This is a genomic window from Streptosporangium sp. CA-115845 (assembly GCF_050943795.1).
Classification (GTDB): Bacteria; Actinomycetota; Actinomycetes; order Streptosporangiales; family Streptosporangiaceae; genus Streptosporangium.
In genome coordinates, this window is sequence record NZ_CP191988.1 from 1,420,864 (window position 1) to 1,436,515 (window position 15,652).

Annotated in this window: 19 protein-coding genes; 13 read left to right on the top strand and 6 right to left on the bottom strand. The window is 67.7% G+C overall.

Going from position 1 to position 15,652, the window contains the following annotated elements:
* Window positions 1–137 precede the first annotated feature (137 nt).
* Both purE and ACQP0P_RS08880 read left to right on the top strand, forming a co-directional pair.
* On the top strand, window positions 138–641 hold the full coding sequence (purE, locus tag ACQP0P_RS08875; RefSeq protein ID WP_433373377.1) for a 5-(carboxyamino)imidazole ribonucleotide mutase: 504 nt from the start codon (window positions 138–140) through the stop codon (window positions 639–641).
* A gap of 96 nt (window positions 642–737) precedes the next feature.
* Window positions 738–863 (top strand): hypothetical protein, encoded by a 126-nt coding sequence (locus tag ACQP0P_RS08880; RefSeq protein ID WP_433373379.1) that lies wholly within the window; start codon window positions 738–740, stop codon window positions 861–863.
* Window positions 864–1,030: 167 nt separating this feature from the next.
* Here the strand turns inward: ACQP0P_RS08880 and ACQP0P_RS08885 are convergent, their stop codons facing one another.
* The 3 genes from ACQP0P_RS08885 to ACQP0P_RS08895 form a co-directional block, all read right to left on the bottom strand.
* Window positions 1,031–1,333, bottom strand: a complete 303-nt coding sequence (locus ACQP0P_RS08885; RefSeq protein WP_433373382.1) for a hypothetical protein — start codon at window positions 1,331–1,333, stop codon at window positions 1,031–1,033.
* The gene (locus ACQP0P_RS08890; RefSeq protein ID WP_433373385.1) at window positions 1,330–1,881 is read right to left on the bottom strand and encodes a SigE family RNA polymerase sigma factor; all 552 of its coding nucleotides are present in this window, start codon (window positions 1,879–1,881) and stop codon (window positions 1,330–1,332) included. Before ACQP0P_RS08890 ends, ACQP0P_RS08885 begins: the two co-directional genes overlap by 4 nt.
* Window positions 1,882–1,943: 62 nt before the next feature.
* Window positions 1,944–3,476 (bottom strand): sodium:solute symporter family protein, encoded by a 1,533-nt coding sequence (locus ACQP0P_RS08895; RefSeq protein WP_433359032.1) that lies wholly within the window; start codon window positions 3,474–3,476, stop codon window positions 1,944–1,946.
* Window positions 3,477–3,639: 163 nt separating this feature from the next.
* Here ACQP0P_RS08895 and ACQP0P_RS08900 point away from each other — a divergent pair, with 163 nt between their 5' ends.
* The 8 genes from ACQP0P_RS08900 (at window position 3,640) to ACQP0P_RS08935 (ending at window position 10,344) form a co-directional block, all read left to right on the top strand.
* Window positions 3,640–3,894 (top strand): DUF3311 domain-containing protein, encoded by a 255-nt coding sequence (locus ACQP0P_RS08900; protein WP_433373387.1) that lies wholly within the window; start codon window positions 3,640–3,642, stop codon window positions 3,892–3,894.
* 93 nt (window positions 3,895–3,987) lie between these two features.
* Entirely contained in the window at window positions 3,988–6,165 is a 2,178-nt protein-coding gene (locus ACQP0P_RS08905) for a carbon starvation CstA family protein (protein WP_433373390.1), read from the top strand.
* Window positions 6,162–6,347 (top strand): CstA-like transporter-associated (seleno)protein, encoded by a 186-nt coding sequence (locus ACQP0P_RS08910; protein ID WP_433373393.1) that lies wholly within the window; start codon window positions 6,162–6,164, stop codon window positions 6,345–6,347. Before ACQP0P_RS08905 ends, ACQP0P_RS08910 begins: the two co-directional genes overlap by 4 nt.
* A 138-nt stretch (window positions 6,348–6,485) precedes the next feature.
* Window positions 6,486–6,776: a DUF3311 domain-containing protein gene (locus tag ACQP0P_RS08915; protein ID WP_433373396.1), complete on the top strand. Its 291-nt coding sequence runs from the start codon at window positions 6,486–6,488 to the stop codon at window positions 6,774–6,776.
* Window positions 6,773–8,422: a monocarboxylate uptake permease MctP gene (gene mctP / locus ACQP0P_RS08920; RefSeq protein WP_433373399.1), complete on the top strand. Its 1,650-nt coding sequence runs from the start codon at window positions 6,773–6,775 to the stop codon at window positions 8,420–8,422. Before ACQP0P_RS08915 ends, mctP begins: the two co-directional genes overlap by 4 nt.
* Window positions 8,423–8,664: 242 nt before the next feature.
* Complete coding sequence (locus ACQP0P_RS08925; protein ID WP_350911900.1) at window positions 8,665–8,901, top strand: DUF397 domain-containing protein; 237 nt, start codon at window positions 8,665–8,667, stop codon at window positions 8,899–8,901.
* Window positions 8,902–9,709: 808 nt separating this feature from the next.
* Window positions 9,710–9,925 carry a type II toxin-antitoxin system VapB family antitoxin gene (locus tag ACQP0P_RS08930; RefSeq protein WP_350951672.1) on the top strand — a complete coding sequence of 72 codons (216 nt, stop codon included), beginning with the start codon at window positions 9,710–9,712 and terminating at the stop codon, window positions 9,923–9,925.
* Window positions 9,922–10,344: a PIN domain nuclease gene (locus tag ACQP0P_RS08935; RefSeq protein WP_433373402.1), complete on the top strand. Its 423-nt coding sequence runs from the start codon at window positions 9,922–9,924 to the stop codon at window positions 10,342–10,344. The genes ACQP0P_RS08930 and ACQP0P_RS08935 overlap by 4 nt, the downstream gene beginning before the upstream one ends.
* A gap of 174 nt (window positions 10,345–10,518) precedes the next feature.
* On the opposite strand, the gene ACQP0P_RS08940 is transcribed toward ACQP0P_RS08935, so the two are convergent.
* A complete protein-coding gene (locus ACQP0P_RS08940; RefSeq protein WP_433381763.1) occupies window positions 10,519–11,820 on the bottom strand; it encodes a UDP-glucose dehydrogenase family protein in 1,302 nt (433 codons plus the stop codon).
* Between the two features lie 163 nt (window positions 11,821–11,983).
* Here ACQP0P_RS08940 and ACQP0P_RS08945 point away from each other — a divergent pair, with 163 nt between their 5' ends.
* Together ACQP0P_RS08945 and ACQP0P_RS08950 are read left to right on the top strand one after the other, a co-directional pair.
* Window positions 11,984–13,147, top strand: coding sequence for an acyl-CoA dehydrogenase family protein (locus ACQP0P_RS08945; RefSeq protein ID WP_350911906.1), 1,164 nt, complete (start codon window positions 11,984–11,986; stop codon window positions 13,145–13,147).
* Between the two features lie 149 nt (window positions 13,148–13,296).
* Window positions 13,297–13,488: a hypothetical protein gene (locus ACQP0P_RS08950; protein ID WP_433373406.1), complete on the top strand. Its 192-nt coding sequence runs from the start codon at window positions 13,297–13,299 to the stop codon at window positions 13,486–13,488.
* Window positions 13,489–13,966: 478 nt separating this feature from the next.
* On the opposite strand, the gene ACQP0P_RS08955 is transcribed toward ACQP0P_RS08950, so the two are convergent.
* Window positions 13,967–14,335: a hypothetical protein gene (locus tag ACQP0P_RS08955; RefSeq protein WP_433373409.1), complete on the bottom strand. Its 369-nt coding sequence runs from the start codon at window positions 14,333–14,335 to the stop codon at window positions 13,967–13,969.
* Window positions 14,332–14,652 (bottom strand): hypothetical protein, encoded by a 321-nt coding sequence (locus tag ACQP0P_RS08960; protein WP_433373411.1) that lies wholly within the window; start codon window positions 14,650–14,652, stop codon window positions 14,332–14,334. The genes ACQP0P_RS08955 and ACQP0P_RS08960 overlap by 4 nt, the downstream gene beginning before the upstream one ends.
* 212 nt (window positions 14,653–14,864) lie before the next feature.
* Here ACQP0P_RS08960 and ACQP0P_RS08965 point away from each other — a divergent pair, with 212 nt between their 5' ends.
* Window positions 14,865–15,512, top strand: coding sequence for a DUF6461 domain-containing protein (locus ACQP0P_RS08965; protein WP_433373414.1), 648 nt, complete (start codon window positions 14,865–14,867; stop codon window positions 15,510–15,512).
* The last annotated feature ends 140 nt before the right edge of the window (window positions 15,513–15,652 follow it).

Sequence of the window (15,652 nt, forward strand, 5' to 3'; positions counted from 1 at the left end):
ACACCGGCACGGCCCCCGACGGTACGGAGCGCCACCGCACACCCTCTGGCCACGGCGCTCTGCGGCCTCCGCACCCGTGGGGGCCACGCAACCACAGCGAACGCGCGCGGCCCCGGGCCGTGCGGCAAGGAGAGAACATGACCACCGTCGGCATCGTCATGGGCAGCGACTCCGACTGGCCGGTGATGAGGCTCGCCGCCGAGGCGCTGGCCGAGTTCGGGGTGGAGTTCGAGGCCGACGTGGTCTCCGCGCACCGGATGCCCGAGGAAATGATCGCCTATGGCGCGCAGGCGGCCGGGCGCGGGCTGAAGGTGATCATCGCGGGTGCCGGGGGAGCCGCCCACCTGCCGGGCATGCTCGCCTCGGTGACCCCGCTGCCGGTGATCGGTGTCCCGGTCCCGCTGAAGTACCTCGACGGCATGGACTCCCTGCTCTCGATAGTCCAGATGCCCGCCGGGGTCCCGGTCGCGACGGTCGCCGTCGGTGGCGCCCGCAACGCGGGCCTGCTGGCCGTACGGATCCTCGCCGCCGCCGACGAGGAACTGCGGGCGAAGATGGAGGCGTTCCAGCTCGCTCTCAAGGAACAGGCTCACGCCAAGGGCGCCAGGCTCCGCGCCGAGGCCGCCCAGTTCGGTGCCTGATATCTCCATCTTTGACCGATGGCTTGGTGGCATCACGGATATACGAGGACTCATAGGGAAGGAGGAGGCCGACAGAGACTTTGGAGGTTGAGAATCATGAGGAACGCGATCCGCGCCCTCCTCGGGATCACGACGGCCGTACTGGCGGTGTTCGGCGGCTTCGGCGCCGGTGAGAGCCATCGGCCCGCCGACTCCGGTGTCAGCTCCGTATCCGCGCATTAGTGCTCCGTCCCGCAACGAAGATCGCGAACGCTCGGCCGGGAACCTGAGATCGCCGGGGCGGTCTTCCCGCCCTTGGTGTCATGGGCCGGGGGACGCCACGCCGGACGCGGCGGAGGGTCGGACATCGGGTGCTGCCTGCCCGGACTCGTGCGCGGACCTGACTTCGATCACCGTACCGGGAGGTCGGGAAGGTCGTCGGCGGGCGGTGCGTGCGATCGGGCCGGGACCGGCTCCCTGGGGGCGATGTGCGACTGATCCCGGTACTGGTTCAGCGCCCACAGCCCCGCGATGTCGGCGACCGTGAGGACGAGCACCACGAGGATGGCCAGGATGATCCGGCGTCTGCGCTCGCGCCGCCGCCATTCGCCCTGGACCCGGCGGTAGGCGTCCGGGGCCGGCTGGACGCCGTTGGCGAGTTTGTCGAGAACCTCACGCAGCTGGTCCTCGGTGCTGGCGGGGCCGGTCGTCATCGTCGCTCCTGCATGATCTTGGTGAGAGTGGCCATGCCGCGGCTGGTGTGCGCCTTGACCGCACCGCAGGAGATGCTCATGGCCTCGGCTATGTCGCTTTCGCGTAGACCGAGCCAGTAGCGCAGGACAAGAGCCTCTCGCTGCCGGGCCGAGAGCCGCTGCAGGGCATCGGTGAGTGCCTTCTGGTCGTCGTGGAGCAGGGCGACGCTCTCAGCCGACCGTTCCAGGTCCGTGGTCCAATCCGTGTGTTTGCGGATGACCTGCAGGTGGCGAAGTCTCATGCGGGTCAGGTTGCAGACCACCGAGCGCAGGTACGGCAGGGCGGCCTCGGCCGAGCGTAGCCGGTTCCAGCGGCGGTGCAGCTGACAGAACGCCTCGGCGACGATGTCCTCCGCGTCGTCGGCGCCGAGCAGCACGGCCAGCCGGAGCAGGCCGGTGTAGTGCGTCTCGAACAGCTGGGTCAGCGCGGCCTCACGTCCGGTGTCCGGCGGGCCGGGTACCGGCGGTCCATCGGCGGACGGCCCGTCCGTCCGTGCCGGGGGCGGCATGTCAACCGATACGGAGCCGGATTCGACGAACGTCGGTAATGGTGCGGGTGGCCGGATTCCGGTCATGTGATCGTCTCCGCTTCGGGGGGTATGGGGACCGGAGAGTTCGACTTCGGAACGTGCGATCTGCCCACTCGGTTGAAGAGCGGGGTCAACGTCACGACGACGGCGAGATTCAGTGTCATGGCGACCACCGCGGCGTACGCCTGCACCTCCTGGCCGCCCACGCCCAGGGGCACCAGCGAGGAGAATCCGCTGTGCACCACCAGGAGGGTGCCCGCGGCCATGCCGCTCATCCACCCGACCAGTAACGCCCGGGGGTGCAGGCGGCGGGTGAACACGCCGAGGGCCACGGCGGGGAAGGTCTGCAGGATCCAGACGCCGCCCAGCAGTTGAAGATTGATGGCGTCCTGGTTGCGCAGTCCGAACACGAAGACGACCGCCCCGACCTTGGTGCTGAGCGAGACCATCTGGGCGATCCGTGTCTGGTGCTTGGGTGTGGCGGTCGGATGGAAGTACTCGACGTAGATGTTGCGGACGAACGAGGTCGCCACCGCGATCGACATGACCGCCGCCGGTACGAGCGCGCCCACGGCGAGAGCCCCGAAGACCAGACCGGTGAGGGCGGCGGGCATCAGATCCTTGACGAGCAGGGGGACGGCGGTCTCCGCGCCGGTGGACGGGGCCGGGATGCCGGCCGCGAGCGCCGCGACGCCGAGCATGGCGAACAGCCCGAGCACCGCCGTCCACAGGGGCAGCGCCACCACCGCGCGGCGCAGCGTGTCCGGGCCGGACGCGGCGAAGGCGGACGTCAGCACGTGGGGGTACATCAGCAGGGCAAGGGCCGATCCGAGAGCCAGGGTGGCGTAGACCGGGAACTGGCTCGGATCGAGCGTCAACGACGCCTGGGTCGTCTCCCCGCCGGACAGCGCGCGCTCCGCGCTGTCGAACATCGGCCCGGGTCCGCCGAACCGGTCGAGGACGAGGAAGGAGACGGCCAGGATCGAGCAGAAGACGGCCGCGCCCTTCATCAGCGAGATGATCGCCGGCGCGCGCAGCCCGTGCCGGTAGGTCGACACGGCGAGGACCGCGAACACGGCGACCAGCGCGAGGTCGCCGAGCACCCCCCTCGGGTACAGCCCGACGGCGGACAGGATCGAACGGATGCCCACCAGTTGCAGCGCGATGTAGGGCATGGTCGCCAGCACCCCGGTCGCCGCGACGACCAGTGCGAGGGCGGGGGAGCCGTAGTGTCCCCGGACGAAGTCGGCGGGGGTGATGTACCCGTGCCGGCGTGCCACCGACCAGAGCCGGGGCAGCAGCACGAACGCCAGCGGGCACATGATCACGGTGTACTGCAGGGCGAAGAACCCGAGCGCGCCCGTGCCGTACACCAGGCCCGGTACGGCGGCGAACGTGTAGGCCGTGTAGATCGTCCCGCCGAGCAGGAACCACGTCGTCGGGGTGCCGAACTGGCGGTGCGCCAGCGCCCAGTCCTCCAGGGTGGGCAGCTCGGGAGACGGCCGGAACCAGCGCGCGGCGACCGCGAGCAGAGAGGTGCTGCCGAGCACGGCGAGGAACGTCGCCGTACTCATCGGATCGATCATCGGCCACCGTCCACTACGCCCGGGCAGTACCCCTAGGTTGCGTAGTCCGCACAATTGGTTGACACGAAACCTCCCCGAAATCTGTGTAAACCAGACCGGGCCCGTCGACAACCCTTGCAACAAGAACGCGGGAACATTCCGGAGGACGACGATGGTGAAGCCGACACGACGGGCGCGACGTTTCGCGGCCGGTATCTGTCTGGCCCTGCCCATCGTGGCGCTCCTGTGGGTGCCCTGGTATTCCTACGACGCGCCACATCTGGCCGGAATGAAATTCTTCTTCTGGTACCAGCTCATCTGGGTGCCGGGGAGCGTGGTGTTCATGGCCATCGCCTACGTCCTGAGACGTAGCGCGGAACGCCCGCCTCGCGATCGTCATCTCACCCGCGACCGGCGTCGCGGGTAACACCGACCACATCACCCCGCCCGGATCTCCGGGCGACTCTTCCCCCGTAGTACCGCGCTGTTCTGCCATGCCCTGAGTTCAGGAGAATCAGCCATGCCCGAAAACGGCATCACGAAATCGAGATCAACCCCCAAGCAGATCCTCATATGGACGGCGGTCGCCCTGGTGGGCGCGGCCGCCTGGGGGGTCATCGCCCTGTCCCAAGGAGAGGAGATCTCGGCGATCTGGCTGGTGGCCGCCGCCCTCGGTTCGTACGCGATCGCCTACCGGTTCTACTCCCGGTTCATCGCCCGCCGGGTGCTCGGCGTCAACGACCGCCGCGCGACTCCCGCCGAACGGCTGGACAACGGGGTCGACTACCATCCGACCGACCGGCGGGTGCTGTTCGGCCACCACTTCGCCGCCATCGCCGGTGCCGGGCCGTTGGTGGGCCCGGTCCTCGCCGCGCAGATGGGATACCTGCCGGGGACCATATGGATCATCGTCGGGGTCATCATGGCCGGGGCGGTCCAGGACATGGTCACCCTGTTCTTCTCGATGCGCCGCGACGGCAAGAGCCTGGGCCAGATGGTGCGCGAGGAGATCGGCCCGGTGGGCGGGACCGCCGCGCTGGTCGCGGTGTTCGCCATCATGATCATCTTGCTCGCGGTGCTCTCCCTGGTGGTGGTGAACGCGCTCGCGCACTCGCCGTGGGGCACCTTCTCCATCGCGATGACCATCCCCATCGCCCTTTTCATGGGCTTCTACCAGCGTGTTCTGCGGCCGGGGCGGGTCATGGAGACCACGGTGATCGGGGTCGCGCTGCTGCTGCTGGCCATCGCGGGCGGCGGCTGGGTCCAGAACTCGGCCTGGGCCGACGCCTTCACGCTGAGCCCGGAGACGCTGGTCATCTGCCTGGTGGTCTACGGCTTCCTGGCCTCCGTCCTGCCGGTGTGGATGCTGCTGACGCCGCGCGACTACCTGTCGACGTTCATGAAGATCGGCACGATCGGGCTGCTCGCGGTCGGCGTGGTCATCGCGGCGCCGGAACTGCAGAACGAGGCGATCACCAAGTTCGCGCTCAGCGGCACCGGGCCGGTCTTCGCCGGGTCGCTGTTCCCGTTCCTGTTCATCACCATCACCTGCGGCGCGATGTCGGGCTTCCACTCGCTCATCGCCTCCGGCACCACGCCGAAGATGATCCAGAAGGAGTCGCAGGTCCGTCTGATCGGCTACGGTTCGATGCTCATGGAGTCGTTCGTCGCCATCATGGCGCTGATCGCCGCGTGCGCGCTCGAACCCGGCCTCTACTACGCGATGAACTCGCCCATCGCCCTGCTCGGTACCACCCCCGAGAGCGCGGCGGCCGCCGTCACGAAGCTGGGCTTCGTCATCACCCCGGACGACCTGCGCGCCGCCGCGGCGGCGGTCCAGGAGCAGACCGTGATCGCCCGCACCGGCGGTGCCCCCACCCTCGCCGTCGGCATCTCTGAGATCCTGTCCGGGATCTTCGGCGGCGCCGCGCTCAAGGCGTTCTGGTACCACTTCGCGATCATGTTCGAGGCGCTGTTCATCCTGACCACCGTGGACGCCGGCACCCGCGTCGCCCGCTTCATGCTTCAGGACTCCCTCGGCAACCTGTGGAAGCCGATCGGGCGGGTGAGCTGGAAGCCCGGCCTGTGGGGCGCCAGCGCCGCGGTCGTGCTGGCCTGGGGCTACTTCCTGTACACCGGCGTCACCAACCCGCTGGGCGGCATCAACCAGCTCTACCCGCTGTTCGGCCTCTCCAACCAGCTCCTGATCGCCATCGCACTGACCCTCGGCACCACGATCCTGATCAAGTCAGGCAAGCTCAAATGGGCGTGGGTCACCGGCATACCGCTGGTCTGGGACTTGGCGGTGACGATGACCGCCAGCTGGCAGAAGGTCTTCCATGATGACCCCAAGATCGGCTTCTTCGCCCAGCGGGAAAAGTACGCCGACGCGCTGGCCGCGGGGAAGGTGATCGCGCCCGCCAAGAACCTCGACGACATGCAGGCGGTCGTCGTCAACTCCACCGTCGACGGCGTGCTGGCGGCGATGTTCGCACTGCTGGTCATCATCGTCGTCGGCAACGCCGTGGTCGTGTGCTGGCGCGCCATACGGTCCCGTAACCCCCTGCCGATGGCAGAGGCGCCCTATGTCGAATCCAGCATCGTGGCACCCGCAGGGTTGTTCACCACCGCGGCGGAGCGGCGTGAGCTGGCCGAGGTGGGGGCGGGGAGCAGCGGAGCGGACAGCGAACGATCATGACCGCGGCCTCCCTGCTGTGCTTCGCCCGCTGGTATCTGCGAGAACTCACCGGCTCCGGTGAATACGACCGGTACCTCGCCCAGCACCGATCCCATCCGCACTCGCCGCCGCTGTCACGGCGGGAGTTCGAGCGGCACCGATCCGACCTGAGGGAGAAGAGTCCCGGCATCCGGTGTTGCTGAGACGGGATCCGTCACCGTATCGTGCCATCCCCGCCGGCCCCTTCCACCCGCTCGCCCAGCACACCAGGGTGAGCGGGCGGAAGGGGGCCGGCGTCCTGTCCTTACCTCGGGGGAGACGACGACACTTCAGGAGACGACGTGGCAGCTCCACCGTCACCGCCGGCCCGGCCGGTCAGGTCCAGGACCTCAAGCCCCTGGGCGAAGCTGAGCATCGTGGCGCTGTGGATGCCCTTCCCGGCGCTGCTCTGGGTCGGAGGTTACGCGGGCGCGGAGCCACGGCTGCTCGGCCTCCCGTTCTTCTACTGGTACCAGTTCCTGTGGATTTTCCTGTCCTCCGGCCTCACCTGGTGCGCCTACCTCCACACGACCCCCCGCCCGGTGCGCACCGGTGCGCACCGGCCCGCCGATCGCGGAGAGGGACCCCGATGAACCGAGACGGCATCGACTGGACCGCTCTCACGATCCTCGTGATCTTCTTTCTGATCGTCACGGTCATGGGGTTCGCCGCGGTCCAGGGCAGGAAGGGCCGCCACATCACGGGCACCGTGAACGCGCTGGACCAGTGGGGGCTGGCCGACCGGGGCTTCGGCACCCTCTCCTCGTGGCTGCTGCTGGGCGGCAACATCTACACGGCCTACACGTTCATCGCGATACCGGCGGCGATGTTCGCCTCGGGTGCGGTGAGCGGTTTCTTCGCCGTCCCCTACACCATCATCGTGTATCCGTTGATCTTCGTTGTCATGCCACGCCTGTGGTCGGTGGCCCATCGTCACGGCTATGTCACTCCCGCCGACTTCGTGCGCGGCCGCTACCGGAGCAGGGGGCTCGCGCTGGCGGTGGCCCTGACCGGACTGCTGGCCACCCTGCCCTACATCGCGCTGCAACTGGTGGGGATCCAGGCCGTGTTCGAGGTGCTCGGCCTCGGGAGCAGTAACCCCTTCATCAACGACCTGCCTCTCGCCGTCGCCTTCGCCGTGCTGGCCGCCTTCACCTACGTCAGCGGGCTCCGGGCACCCGCGCTCATCGCGATCCTGAAGGCATTTCTGCTGTGCCTCGTCGTGACCGCCGCGTTCGTCGTCCTGCTCCCACGGCTGGGCGGCTTCGAGACGATCTTCGCCTCGGCCCAGGAGAAGATGGCGGCGCCCGATCCGAAGACGGGGCGGCCCACCGGGGTCTTCATCCCGGGAGAGAGCGGTTTCTGGCCGTACGCCACGCTGGCTCTCGGGTCGGCGATGGCACTGGTGGTGTACCCGCACACGGTCACCACTGTGCTCGCGACCAGAAGTCGCGACGTCGTGCGCCGCAGCGCCGCACTTCTGCCGGCCTTCACGCTGGTTCTCGGCCTGTTCGCGCTGCTCGGCTTCTTCGCGATCGCGGCCGGTACGCGCCCTGTCGGCCTGGACGGTCAGCCCAACCCCCAGCTCGTGATCCCGCAGCTCTTCGCGGACCTGTTCCCGAGCTGGTTCACCGGCATCGCGCTGGCCACCATCGCCATCAGTGCTCTGGTACCCGCCGCGATCATGTCCATCGCCGCCGCCAACCTCTTCAGCCGTAACGTCTATCGCGAGTTCATCAGGCCGGACGCGAGTTCCCAGGAGGAACTGCGGGTCTCCAAGGTGGCCTCCCTGCTCGTCAAGTTCGGCGCGCTGGCCTTCGTGCTGTTCCTCGACCGGAAGTTCGCGCTGGACTTCCAGCTCCTCGGCGGAATCTGGATCCTGCAGACCTTCCCCGCGATCGTGGTCGGGCTCTACACCCGCTGGTTCCACCCCGGAGCGCTGCTCGCCGGCTGGGCGTCCGGCATGGTGTACGGCACCGTCACCGCGTACGGCATCGTCAACCCCGGAACCGGCAGGCACTTCGGCGGATCGCTCGCGGAGATCCCGATCATCGGCGACGGCCGTCTCGGCTACGTCGCCCTGACCGCCTGCGTGCTGAACGCGGCCGTCAGCGTGGCCGTCACCCTCGCGCTCCGCGCGGCGAAACGGCCGGCGGGCGGCGACCAGACCTCGGCCGACGACTACCACGCGGACATCGACGACCCGCGCGTCGAACCCATCCGGGAGCTCATCCAGTGAGCAGGACTCCCGGCCGTCCGGCGAGGTTTTCCGTGCGGTTCCGTACGAGCTCCGGGAGCGGTGCCGATACCGGAGACCTGCCGGGGCGGTCCGGATACTGTGTATGTGGACCGCGCCGTCGAAGGGCATGTCACCGACCGTTCCCGAGACGTCGTCTGGATCCGCACCCGTTTCGAAGTGCTCCGCACGGAGGCCTCGCCCCCGCGAGCGAGCATCGACCCCATGACGAAGGTGATGGACACATGGACGCGGACCTGAGCAACGCCGTCTGGCGCAAGGCGGCTCCGGGTGGCGACACCGGTGAAGACTGTGTCGAGGTGGCCGTGATCGACGACCTTGACGAAGGGCACAAGGCCGGGGCCGGTCCCCTCTACGTGCTGCGCGACTCCAAGAACCCGGACGGCCCGAAGCTGTTCTTCACCCGCTCCGAGTGGGACGCCTTCGTTGGCGGCGTGAAACTCGGCGAGTTCGACAACTGACGGAGCCACGCCCGAAGACCCCCGTCCGAGACGGGGGTCTTTCCGTTCGGCGGTCCATGGCGGCCGGTCCCGGCCCGGCCTTTCCAGTCCGTGTACTTCTTCCTCGCCGACTTCGCCCGTATGGAGGCCCATCTGGCCTTCCGGGTCTGTGTGACCGGGGCCTGCCCGGCTCCTCAGCGCGATTCCTTTCCCTGGCCTTGAAGGGGCTGCGCCCCACGAGCGGCGCCTCCCGAACTGCCCTGACCTGGGGAAACGTCCGATCGGCCAGAAAAGCCGAGCCTGAGGGGTCGGCCACGCGGATGAGATCGGCCGCATGTTTTTGAAAATACAATATTCCCCAAAAGCATTTCTATACTAAATTGGGGGTATTTTTATGGGTTTATGTAGACGTTGCGAATATTGTGATTAATGGTGGATGCGAAGGATTGGCATGAGGAGGACTTATGAACTTCAACATGATCTTTCCTGCAGGGGGGCGGGTCGAATGCTGCGGCTGGAGGCGCCGCCGCTGGCATCACTGGCATCACCACCGCTGGCACAGGCGTCACTGGGGCTGGTGGTGAGCGACGAGGCCACCGAACGGTCAACGCGCATTCGAACGGGTTCCCGGCACGCGCCGGGAATCCGTCGCCGTGTTCGAAGATGGTTCGCGCCGTCCTCCCACTCCGAGGATCCTCTGCCGTTCCGGCCTCGCACGGTGCTCGCCGGCTGATCGTACTCGTTCACCTGTGGCATCGGAGACCCTCGGCACCAATGCACACCTCCATGTATATTTGATTCAGGTTGATGCATACACGGGAGGTGCTTCATGAGCCGGACAATGATCGACCTGGATGACGATCTGCTGGCCGAGGTCGCCAAGGCGTTGGGGACCGGCACGAAGAAGGAGACGGTCAACACCGCGCTGCGTGAGGTGCTGGAGAACCGGCGCCGGGCATTGGCCTTGGCCCGGCTGCGTGGCGCGGCTTCCGAAGGCGCCTTCGACCTGGAGATCTTCGACGAGAAAGGGAACTACCGGCGGTGAGCGCCGCGCAGTTCCTTATGGACACCAGCGCGTTGGCCCAGCTCATGCGTGGTGAGGCCGAGACCTACGGCTGGGATCGGGCAGTCGCGGCAGGGCTGGTCGCCGTATGTCCGATCACCGAACTGGAGTTCTTCTACAGTGCGCGATCTCTGGCGGATCGTGAGCGGGGGATTGAGGACATGCGCCAGTTGTTCGGCTGGGTGCCCGTTGACGACCGCGCGTACGACCGGGCATGGCGGGTTCAGGGCCTGCTCACGGAGAGAGGGTGGCATCGCAGCGCGGGCCCCGTGGATCTCGTGCTGGCGGCGACCGCCGAGCTGCGAGGGCTCACGTTGCTACACCGTGATCACGACTTCGAGCGCATAGCCGCGGTCACCGGTCAGGCACTCCAGTGGTACGGCCCGGAAGCGGGGAAGTAGTCGTCCGGACGGTGACCGGTGCCATGGTGTGGGGAGTGCGTCCCGGGCCGGCCGCAGGGATGTCGCCACGGCCTGCTCCCACGCATCGCGGGAGCGGGCCGTGGCGGGAGAAGGCGTGACGACGAGTCACGGCCAGAGGGCCGAACGAGGGCCTGACAGAGGAACGGCGCGCGGTCAGGGGCGGCCGAGGGCGCGGTAGTGCCAGCCTGAGGCGCGCCAGGTCTCGGCGTCGAGGGCGTTGCGGCCGTCGACGATCTTGCGGGAGGCCACCACGGAACCCAGCTCCTCGGGGTCCATGGTGATGAACTCCTGCCACTCGGTCAGCAGCAGCACCACATGGGCGTCCCTGGCCGCCTCCAGGGCGGAGACGCCGTAGGAGAGCCGGGGGTGGGCCCGGCGGGCGTTCTCCTGGGCGACGGGGTCGTAGACGGTGACCCGGCCACCCTGCTCGCTGATCTTGACGGCGACGTCCAGGGCGGGGGAGTCGCGGATGTCGTCGGAGTTGGGTTTGAACGCGGCGCCGAGCACGGCGACGGTGCAGTTGTGGAAGGAGCCTCCGGCCAGTTCGCGGGCCAGGTCGACCATGCGGGCCCGGCGGCGCATGTTGATCGCGTCCACCTCGCGCAGGAAGGTCAGCGCCTGGTCGGCGCCGAGCTCCCCGGCACGGGCCATGAAGGCGCGGATGTCCTTGGGCAGGCAGCCGCCGCCGAAGCCGAGCCCGGGGTTGAGGAACTTGCCGCCGATGCGGTCGTCGAAGGAGAGCGCCAGGGAGAGTTGTTTGACGTCGGCGTGCGCGGCCTCGCAGACCTCGGCCATCGCGTTGATGAAGGAGATCTTCGTGGCGAGGAAGGCGTTGGCGGCCACCTTGACCAGCTCGGCCGTGGGGTAGTCGGTGATCACCATCGGGGTGCCCATCTCCAGCATGGAGGCGTACACCTCCCGCATGACCTTCTCCGCCCGGTCGGAGGCGACGCCGAGCACGATCCGGTCGGGGTGCAGGGTGTCCTTCACCGCGAAGCCCTCACGGAGGAACTCGGGGTTCCACGCCAGCTCGGCGCCCGCGCCGATGGGGGCCAGCCGCGCCAGCTTGTCGGCCAGGCGCTGGGCGGTGCCGACCGGGACCGTGGACTTGCCGACGACCAGGCACTCGCGCGTCAGGTGAGGGGCCAGCGACTCGATCGCGGCGTCCAGGTAGGACACGTCCGCCGCGTACTCTCCCGGCTTCTGGGGGGTGCCCAGGCACAGGAAGTGCACATCTCCGAAAGCCGCGGCCTCCTCGTACGAGGTGGTGAAGCGCAGCCGCCCGTTGGCCAGGTTGCGCCGCAGCACCTCTTGCAGGCCCGGTTCGTAGATGGGCAGGTCACCGGCCTGTAGCCGGCCGATCTTCTCCGCGTCCACGTCGAGGCTGAGGACTTCGAAGCCCAGCTCGGCCATGCAGGCGGACGTCGTCGCACCGAGGTATCCGGTTCCCACCATCGTCAGGCGGTAGGCCACTGGTGCTCCTTTCGGTTCTGCCCAATTATTTGCCGTCAGAGTATCGGCATCTGACACTTCCACTTTGCCACCTGCGTAAACACGGGAGGACATACCACATGGGGTGGAGCGCTCCAGTGTTTGTTGGACGTCCTACTATTTCCCTATGAGCTACCCTCTCTACGCACTGCCCGAGGAGCACCAGATGCTCCGCGAGACGGTCCGCGCCCTAGCCGACGAGAAGATCGCCCCCCGTGCCGCGGAGGTCGACGAGACCGGGGAGTTCCCCTCGGACGTCTACAAGGCGCTCGTCGCGGCGGACCTGCACGCCGTGCACGTTCCCGAGGAGTACGGCGGCGCCGGTGCCGACGCGCTCGCGACGGTCATCGTCATCGAGGAGGTGGCGCGGGCCTGCGCCTCGTCCTCGTTGATCCCCGCCGTCAACAAGCTCGGGACCGTCCCGCTGCTGCTGTCGGCCTCCGAGGAGCTCAAGCAGCAGTATCTTCCGGCGGTCGCGCGGGGCGACGGGATGTTCTCGTACGCCCTGTCGGAGGCGGAGGCGGGCAGCGACGCCGCCGCCATGAAGACCCGCGCGGTCGCGGACGGCGACCACTACGTGCTCAACGGCGCCAAGATGTGGATCACCAACGCCGGTGTGTCGGAGTACTACACGGTGATGGCCGTCACCGAGCCGGGCGTCGGAGCCAGGGGCATCTCCGCGTTCGTCGTGGAGAAGGCCGACGAGGGCGTCAGTTTCGGGGCCAAGGAGCGCAAGCTCGGTATCAAGGGCTCCCCGACCCGCCAGGTCATCCTGGAGAACGTGCGGATTCCCGCCTCCCGGATGATCGGCGCCCCCGGCACCGGTTTCAAGACCGCCCTGGCCACCCTGGACCACACCCGCATCACCATCGCCGCCCAGGCGCTCGGCATCGCCCAGGGCGCGCTGGACTACGCGATCGGCTACATCAAGGAGCGCAAGCAGTTCGGCAAGGCCGTCGCCGACTTCCAGGGCGTCCAGTTCATGGTCGCCGACATGGCCATGAAGCTGGAGGCCGCCCGCCAGCTCACCTACGTCGCCGCGGCCAAGTCCGAGCGTGCCATGCACGGCGAGCCCCAGGCCGACCTCACCTTCATCTCCAGCGCGGCCAAGTGCGCCGCCTCGGACGCCGCCATGGAGATCACCACCGACGCGGTCCAGCTCCTCGGCGGATACGGCTACACCAGCGACTACCCGGTAGAGCGCATGATGCGCGACGCCAAGATCACCCAGATCTACGAGGGCACCAACCAGATCCAGCGCCTGGTGATGGCCCGCCAGCTCCTCAAGTAGGGGCTGACCAGTGGAAACCCGGTCCGGGCGAGGCTCCCGGACCGGGCCTCGCAGGTGCCGTGTGGATCCTGGGAGGCCCTGTTCCGTGAGAGCTCCGCAAGTCGCGGACAGGGACGGTGGCGATCTGTACACGGATGATCGTGGATGCCATGATCACGTCTCATGGACGCGAGTGCCTTCTGGGAGCTGATCGAGCGGTCCAGCCGAGAGGCCGACACCAGACAGGTGGGAAGTTCCCTCTCATCGGCGGGAGATTCGACGGCGAGGAGTGGGACTTCGAGGACGAGACGGAGATAGCCCGCAGGTTTCCCCGGGTGGCCCACTATCTGGGCTTCTCCTGACAAGGCCGCCCACGGAATTGGAAGTCAGTAGGGGCGCGTAGCCGCGCGCACCGCTGTGCTGTGACCGATGATTCATTCACCGTCACGATCGACGGCGCGTCCCCTTGGGCGCACCCGCAGTGTGGACACGCCGGCGGTGCCTTGTTCAGTCGGTCCTCGATGCGTCGCCGTTCGTCGGTCAGCCGGATGAGTTTCTCGGCCGTTTCGGCGACCAGGTGCCCGGTGAGCCCAGCGAGCATCTCGTGCTCGGTCAGCACGCGGTCAGGGGCGCGGCACGCGGAGAAGACGCCCCAGCCGCTCTGTTCGGTCCGCCACCCCTCGATCACCGGCCCAGCACCCACCGCAGGCAAAGGCCACCCGGTTGGAAACCGTTGAGCGAACCGTTCAGACATGCCTACCTTCTTTCGTCGTGGCCGGTGGGGTGAGGCGTGACGGCGCTCCTCTCCCGAGGCCGGCGCGGTCACGCCCGTTCAGGGGGTCACCATCCCGCCGCACGAGAAAGACGGCCGAGGCCCAGCAGCACGGGGGAATGGTTGAACAAGGTGGTGATCAGGGAGGCATCGGAGGGGAACGAGCAGAACACCGACAGCAGGAACGTCGACGGCTTCCACCGGCAACCGCTGCTCCCCAGCCGGTCGAGCCCGGTGACGTGTCCCCACACGAGATCAGCGGACCGCTGTCTGCACTCGTACTTCTCACCCTGCACCGGGGCGATCCGAAACGGCTGGTCACGGTCGCGCTCAAAGGCCAGGAAGTATCCCGGGTGGAGATCTTCCGCAGGCCGCACCACGGCCCCGACAGCCACCCAGCGCGGACGAACCAGCGGCTTCCCGTCAGGCGCGGTCATACCGGGTACGCCGCTTCCGGTTCCGGCAGTGGATGGATCTGCCGCAGCTCCGCGTACCGCAGGGCGACGCGATGCGCGGTCCGGCTGGGCTCTGTCACCGGGTGGCGGGCGTAGATGGGACGGTATTGGCGAGGGTTCCAGCCGGTACGCCACCAGAACTGATCCCCGCGGCACCACACAATCAGATCCACCCAGACCGACACGAGCGCCAGCCCGTACCCGTCATGCACATCGGCAGTGATCCCGTACCGAGTCAGAGCCTCCCGGAGCTCTTCAGCAGCCCTTACCGCTGTGTCGTCGGGGAAGGTCGCGGTCATGAGCTCACTCCCTTCTCCACGTCATTCGGCGAAAGCTCTTGGTGGGGGGACATCAGTGAGCGGAACCCGGAACCGTGTCCCCTGGCGCCCTCCAGCACCAGGGACGGGGCCGGTGTGGGGAAGCGGTCCCGAGCATCGGCACGCTCAGGGCGAACCCTCACCGGTGAACCGCCTGCGCCCAATGTGTCGGTGGGCGCTGCGAGCATGACGGGATGATCGCGACCTCTGACGACTACTCCCGGTTTCCCTCCGAGCACCTCCCTGATCTTGGGGGTGCCTACTGCTTCACCTACGTCCGCGGCCTGACGCCTGAGGAACTGGTGACCCGGCTCGGTGTCCGGGTCGAAGACTGCTCTCACATGACGCTTGATGAGCTGACCCGGGATTCCTACTCCGGCGCTTACGAGCGGCGAGCCTTCGGTGCCGTTGCTGTCGGAGACTGGGTGCTCATGGTCGAGGCCAACGGCTCGCTCGGCGTCACCGATGAGATCATCACGCCGCTGTCGGCGGGCACCCGCCTCGTCTCCCACTTCTACCTCGACATCAAGTGCATGGACTACTTCCACTGGCTCGAAGACGAAAAGACCCGATTCGAGTACCTGAACCAGGACGGCTACTCCCACTGGATCAAAGACGGAAAAATCCAGCTTGAGTTCCCGCACTATGAAGGCTACTCAGAGGAGATGCCGGACGAACTCGCAGAGACCATGAAGCGGATCGACTCCGTCTACCCACCACACACCTACCCCCACGAGGGGCCGGCGTTCCTCCTGGCCGAGCGTCTCACCGGGATCGCGATGACGCCGCAGCTGCTGGAGGAGTCCACCTACCTGTGCGGAGCCGTTTCCGAACCGAGGTGAGCGGAACCCATCGGCAGCGACCCCGGCGAATCGGCCGCGGCCGGTGGATCACTTTGCTACAGGTCCCTGCGGAGTCCACGAAGGCTCTCTACTTGCAGACCTGTCGTACCAGGCCATCAGGACGAGAAAGCCTCAGCGGA

What these genes read in the sequence shown, in the direction of transcription:
- ACQP0P_RS08960 (WP_433373411.1), bottom strand. Translation starts at nt 14,652, where the DNA reads ATGACCGCGACCTTCCCCGACGACACAGCGGTAAGGGCTGCTGAAGAG.
- ACQP0P_RS08900 (WP_433373387.1), top strand. Translation starts at nt 3,640, where the DNA reads ATGGTGAAGCCGACACGACGGGCGCGACGTTTCGCGGCCGGTATCTGT.
- ACQP0P_RS08895 (WP_433359032.1), bottom strand. Translation starts at nt 3,476, where the DNA reads ATGAGTACGGCGACGTTCCTCGCCGTGCTCGGCAGCACCTCTCTGCTC.
- ACQP0P_RS08930 (WP_350951672.1), top strand. Translation starts at nt 9,710, where the DNA reads ATGAGCCGGACAATGATCGACCTGGATGACGATCTGCTGGCCGAGGTC.
- purE (WP_433373377.1), top strand. Translation starts at nt 138, where the DNA reads ATGACCACCGTCGGCATCGTCATGGGCAGCGACTCCGACTGGCCGGTG.
- mctP (WP_433373399.1), top strand. Translation starts at nt 6,773, where the DNA reads ATGAACCGAGACGGCATCGACTGGACCGCTCTCACGATCCTCGTGATC.
- ACQP0P_RS08925 (WP_350911900.1), top strand. Translation starts at nt 8,665, where the DNA reads ATGGACGCGGACCTGAGCAACGCCGTCTGGCGCAAGGCGGCTCCGGGT.
- ACQP0P_RS08955 (WP_433373409.1), bottom strand. Translation starts at nt 14,335, where the DNA reads ATGACCGCGCCTGACGGGAAGCCGCTGGTTCGTCCGCGCTGGGTGGCT.
- ACQP0P_RS08880 (WP_433373379.1), top strand. Translation starts at nt 738, where the DNA reads ATGAGGAACGCGATCCGCGCCCTCCTCGGGATCACGACGGCCGTACTG.
- ACQP0P_RS08945 (WP_350911906.1), top strand. Translation starts at nt 11,984, where the DNA reads ATGAGCTACCCTCTCTACGCACTGCCCGAGGAGCACCAGATGCTCCGC.
- ACQP0P_RS08950 (WP_433373406.1), top strand. Translation starts at nt 13,297, where the DNA reads ATGATCACGTCTCATGGACGCGAGTGCCTTCTGGGAGCTGATCGAGCG.
- ACQP0P_RS08885 (WP_433373382.1), bottom strand. Translation starts at nt 1,333, where the DNA reads ATGACGACCGGCCCCGCCAGCACCGAGGACCAGCTGCGTGAGGTTCTC.
- ACQP0P_RS08905 (WP_433373390.1), top strand. Translation starts at nt 3,988, where the DNA reads ATGCCCGAAAACGGCATCACGAAATCGAGATCAACCCCCAAGCAGATC.
- ACQP0P_RS08965 (WP_433373414.1), top strand. Translation starts at nt 14,865, where the DNA reads ATGATCGCGACCTCTGACGACTACTCCCGGTTTCCCTCCGAGCACCTC.
- ACQP0P_RS08890 (WP_433373385.1), bottom strand. Translation starts at nt 1,881, where the DNA reads ATGCCGCCCCCGGCACGGACGGACGGGCCGTCCGCCGATGGACCGCCG.
- ACQP0P_RS08940 (WP_433381763.1), bottom strand. Translation starts at nt 11,820, where the DNA reads ATGGTGGGAACCGGATACCTCGGTGCGACGACGTCCGCCTGCATGGCC.
- ACQP0P_RS08910 (WP_433373393.1), top strand. Translation starts at nt 6,162, where the DNA reads ATGACCGCGGCCTCCCTGCTGTGCTTCGCCCGCTGGTATCTGCGAGAA.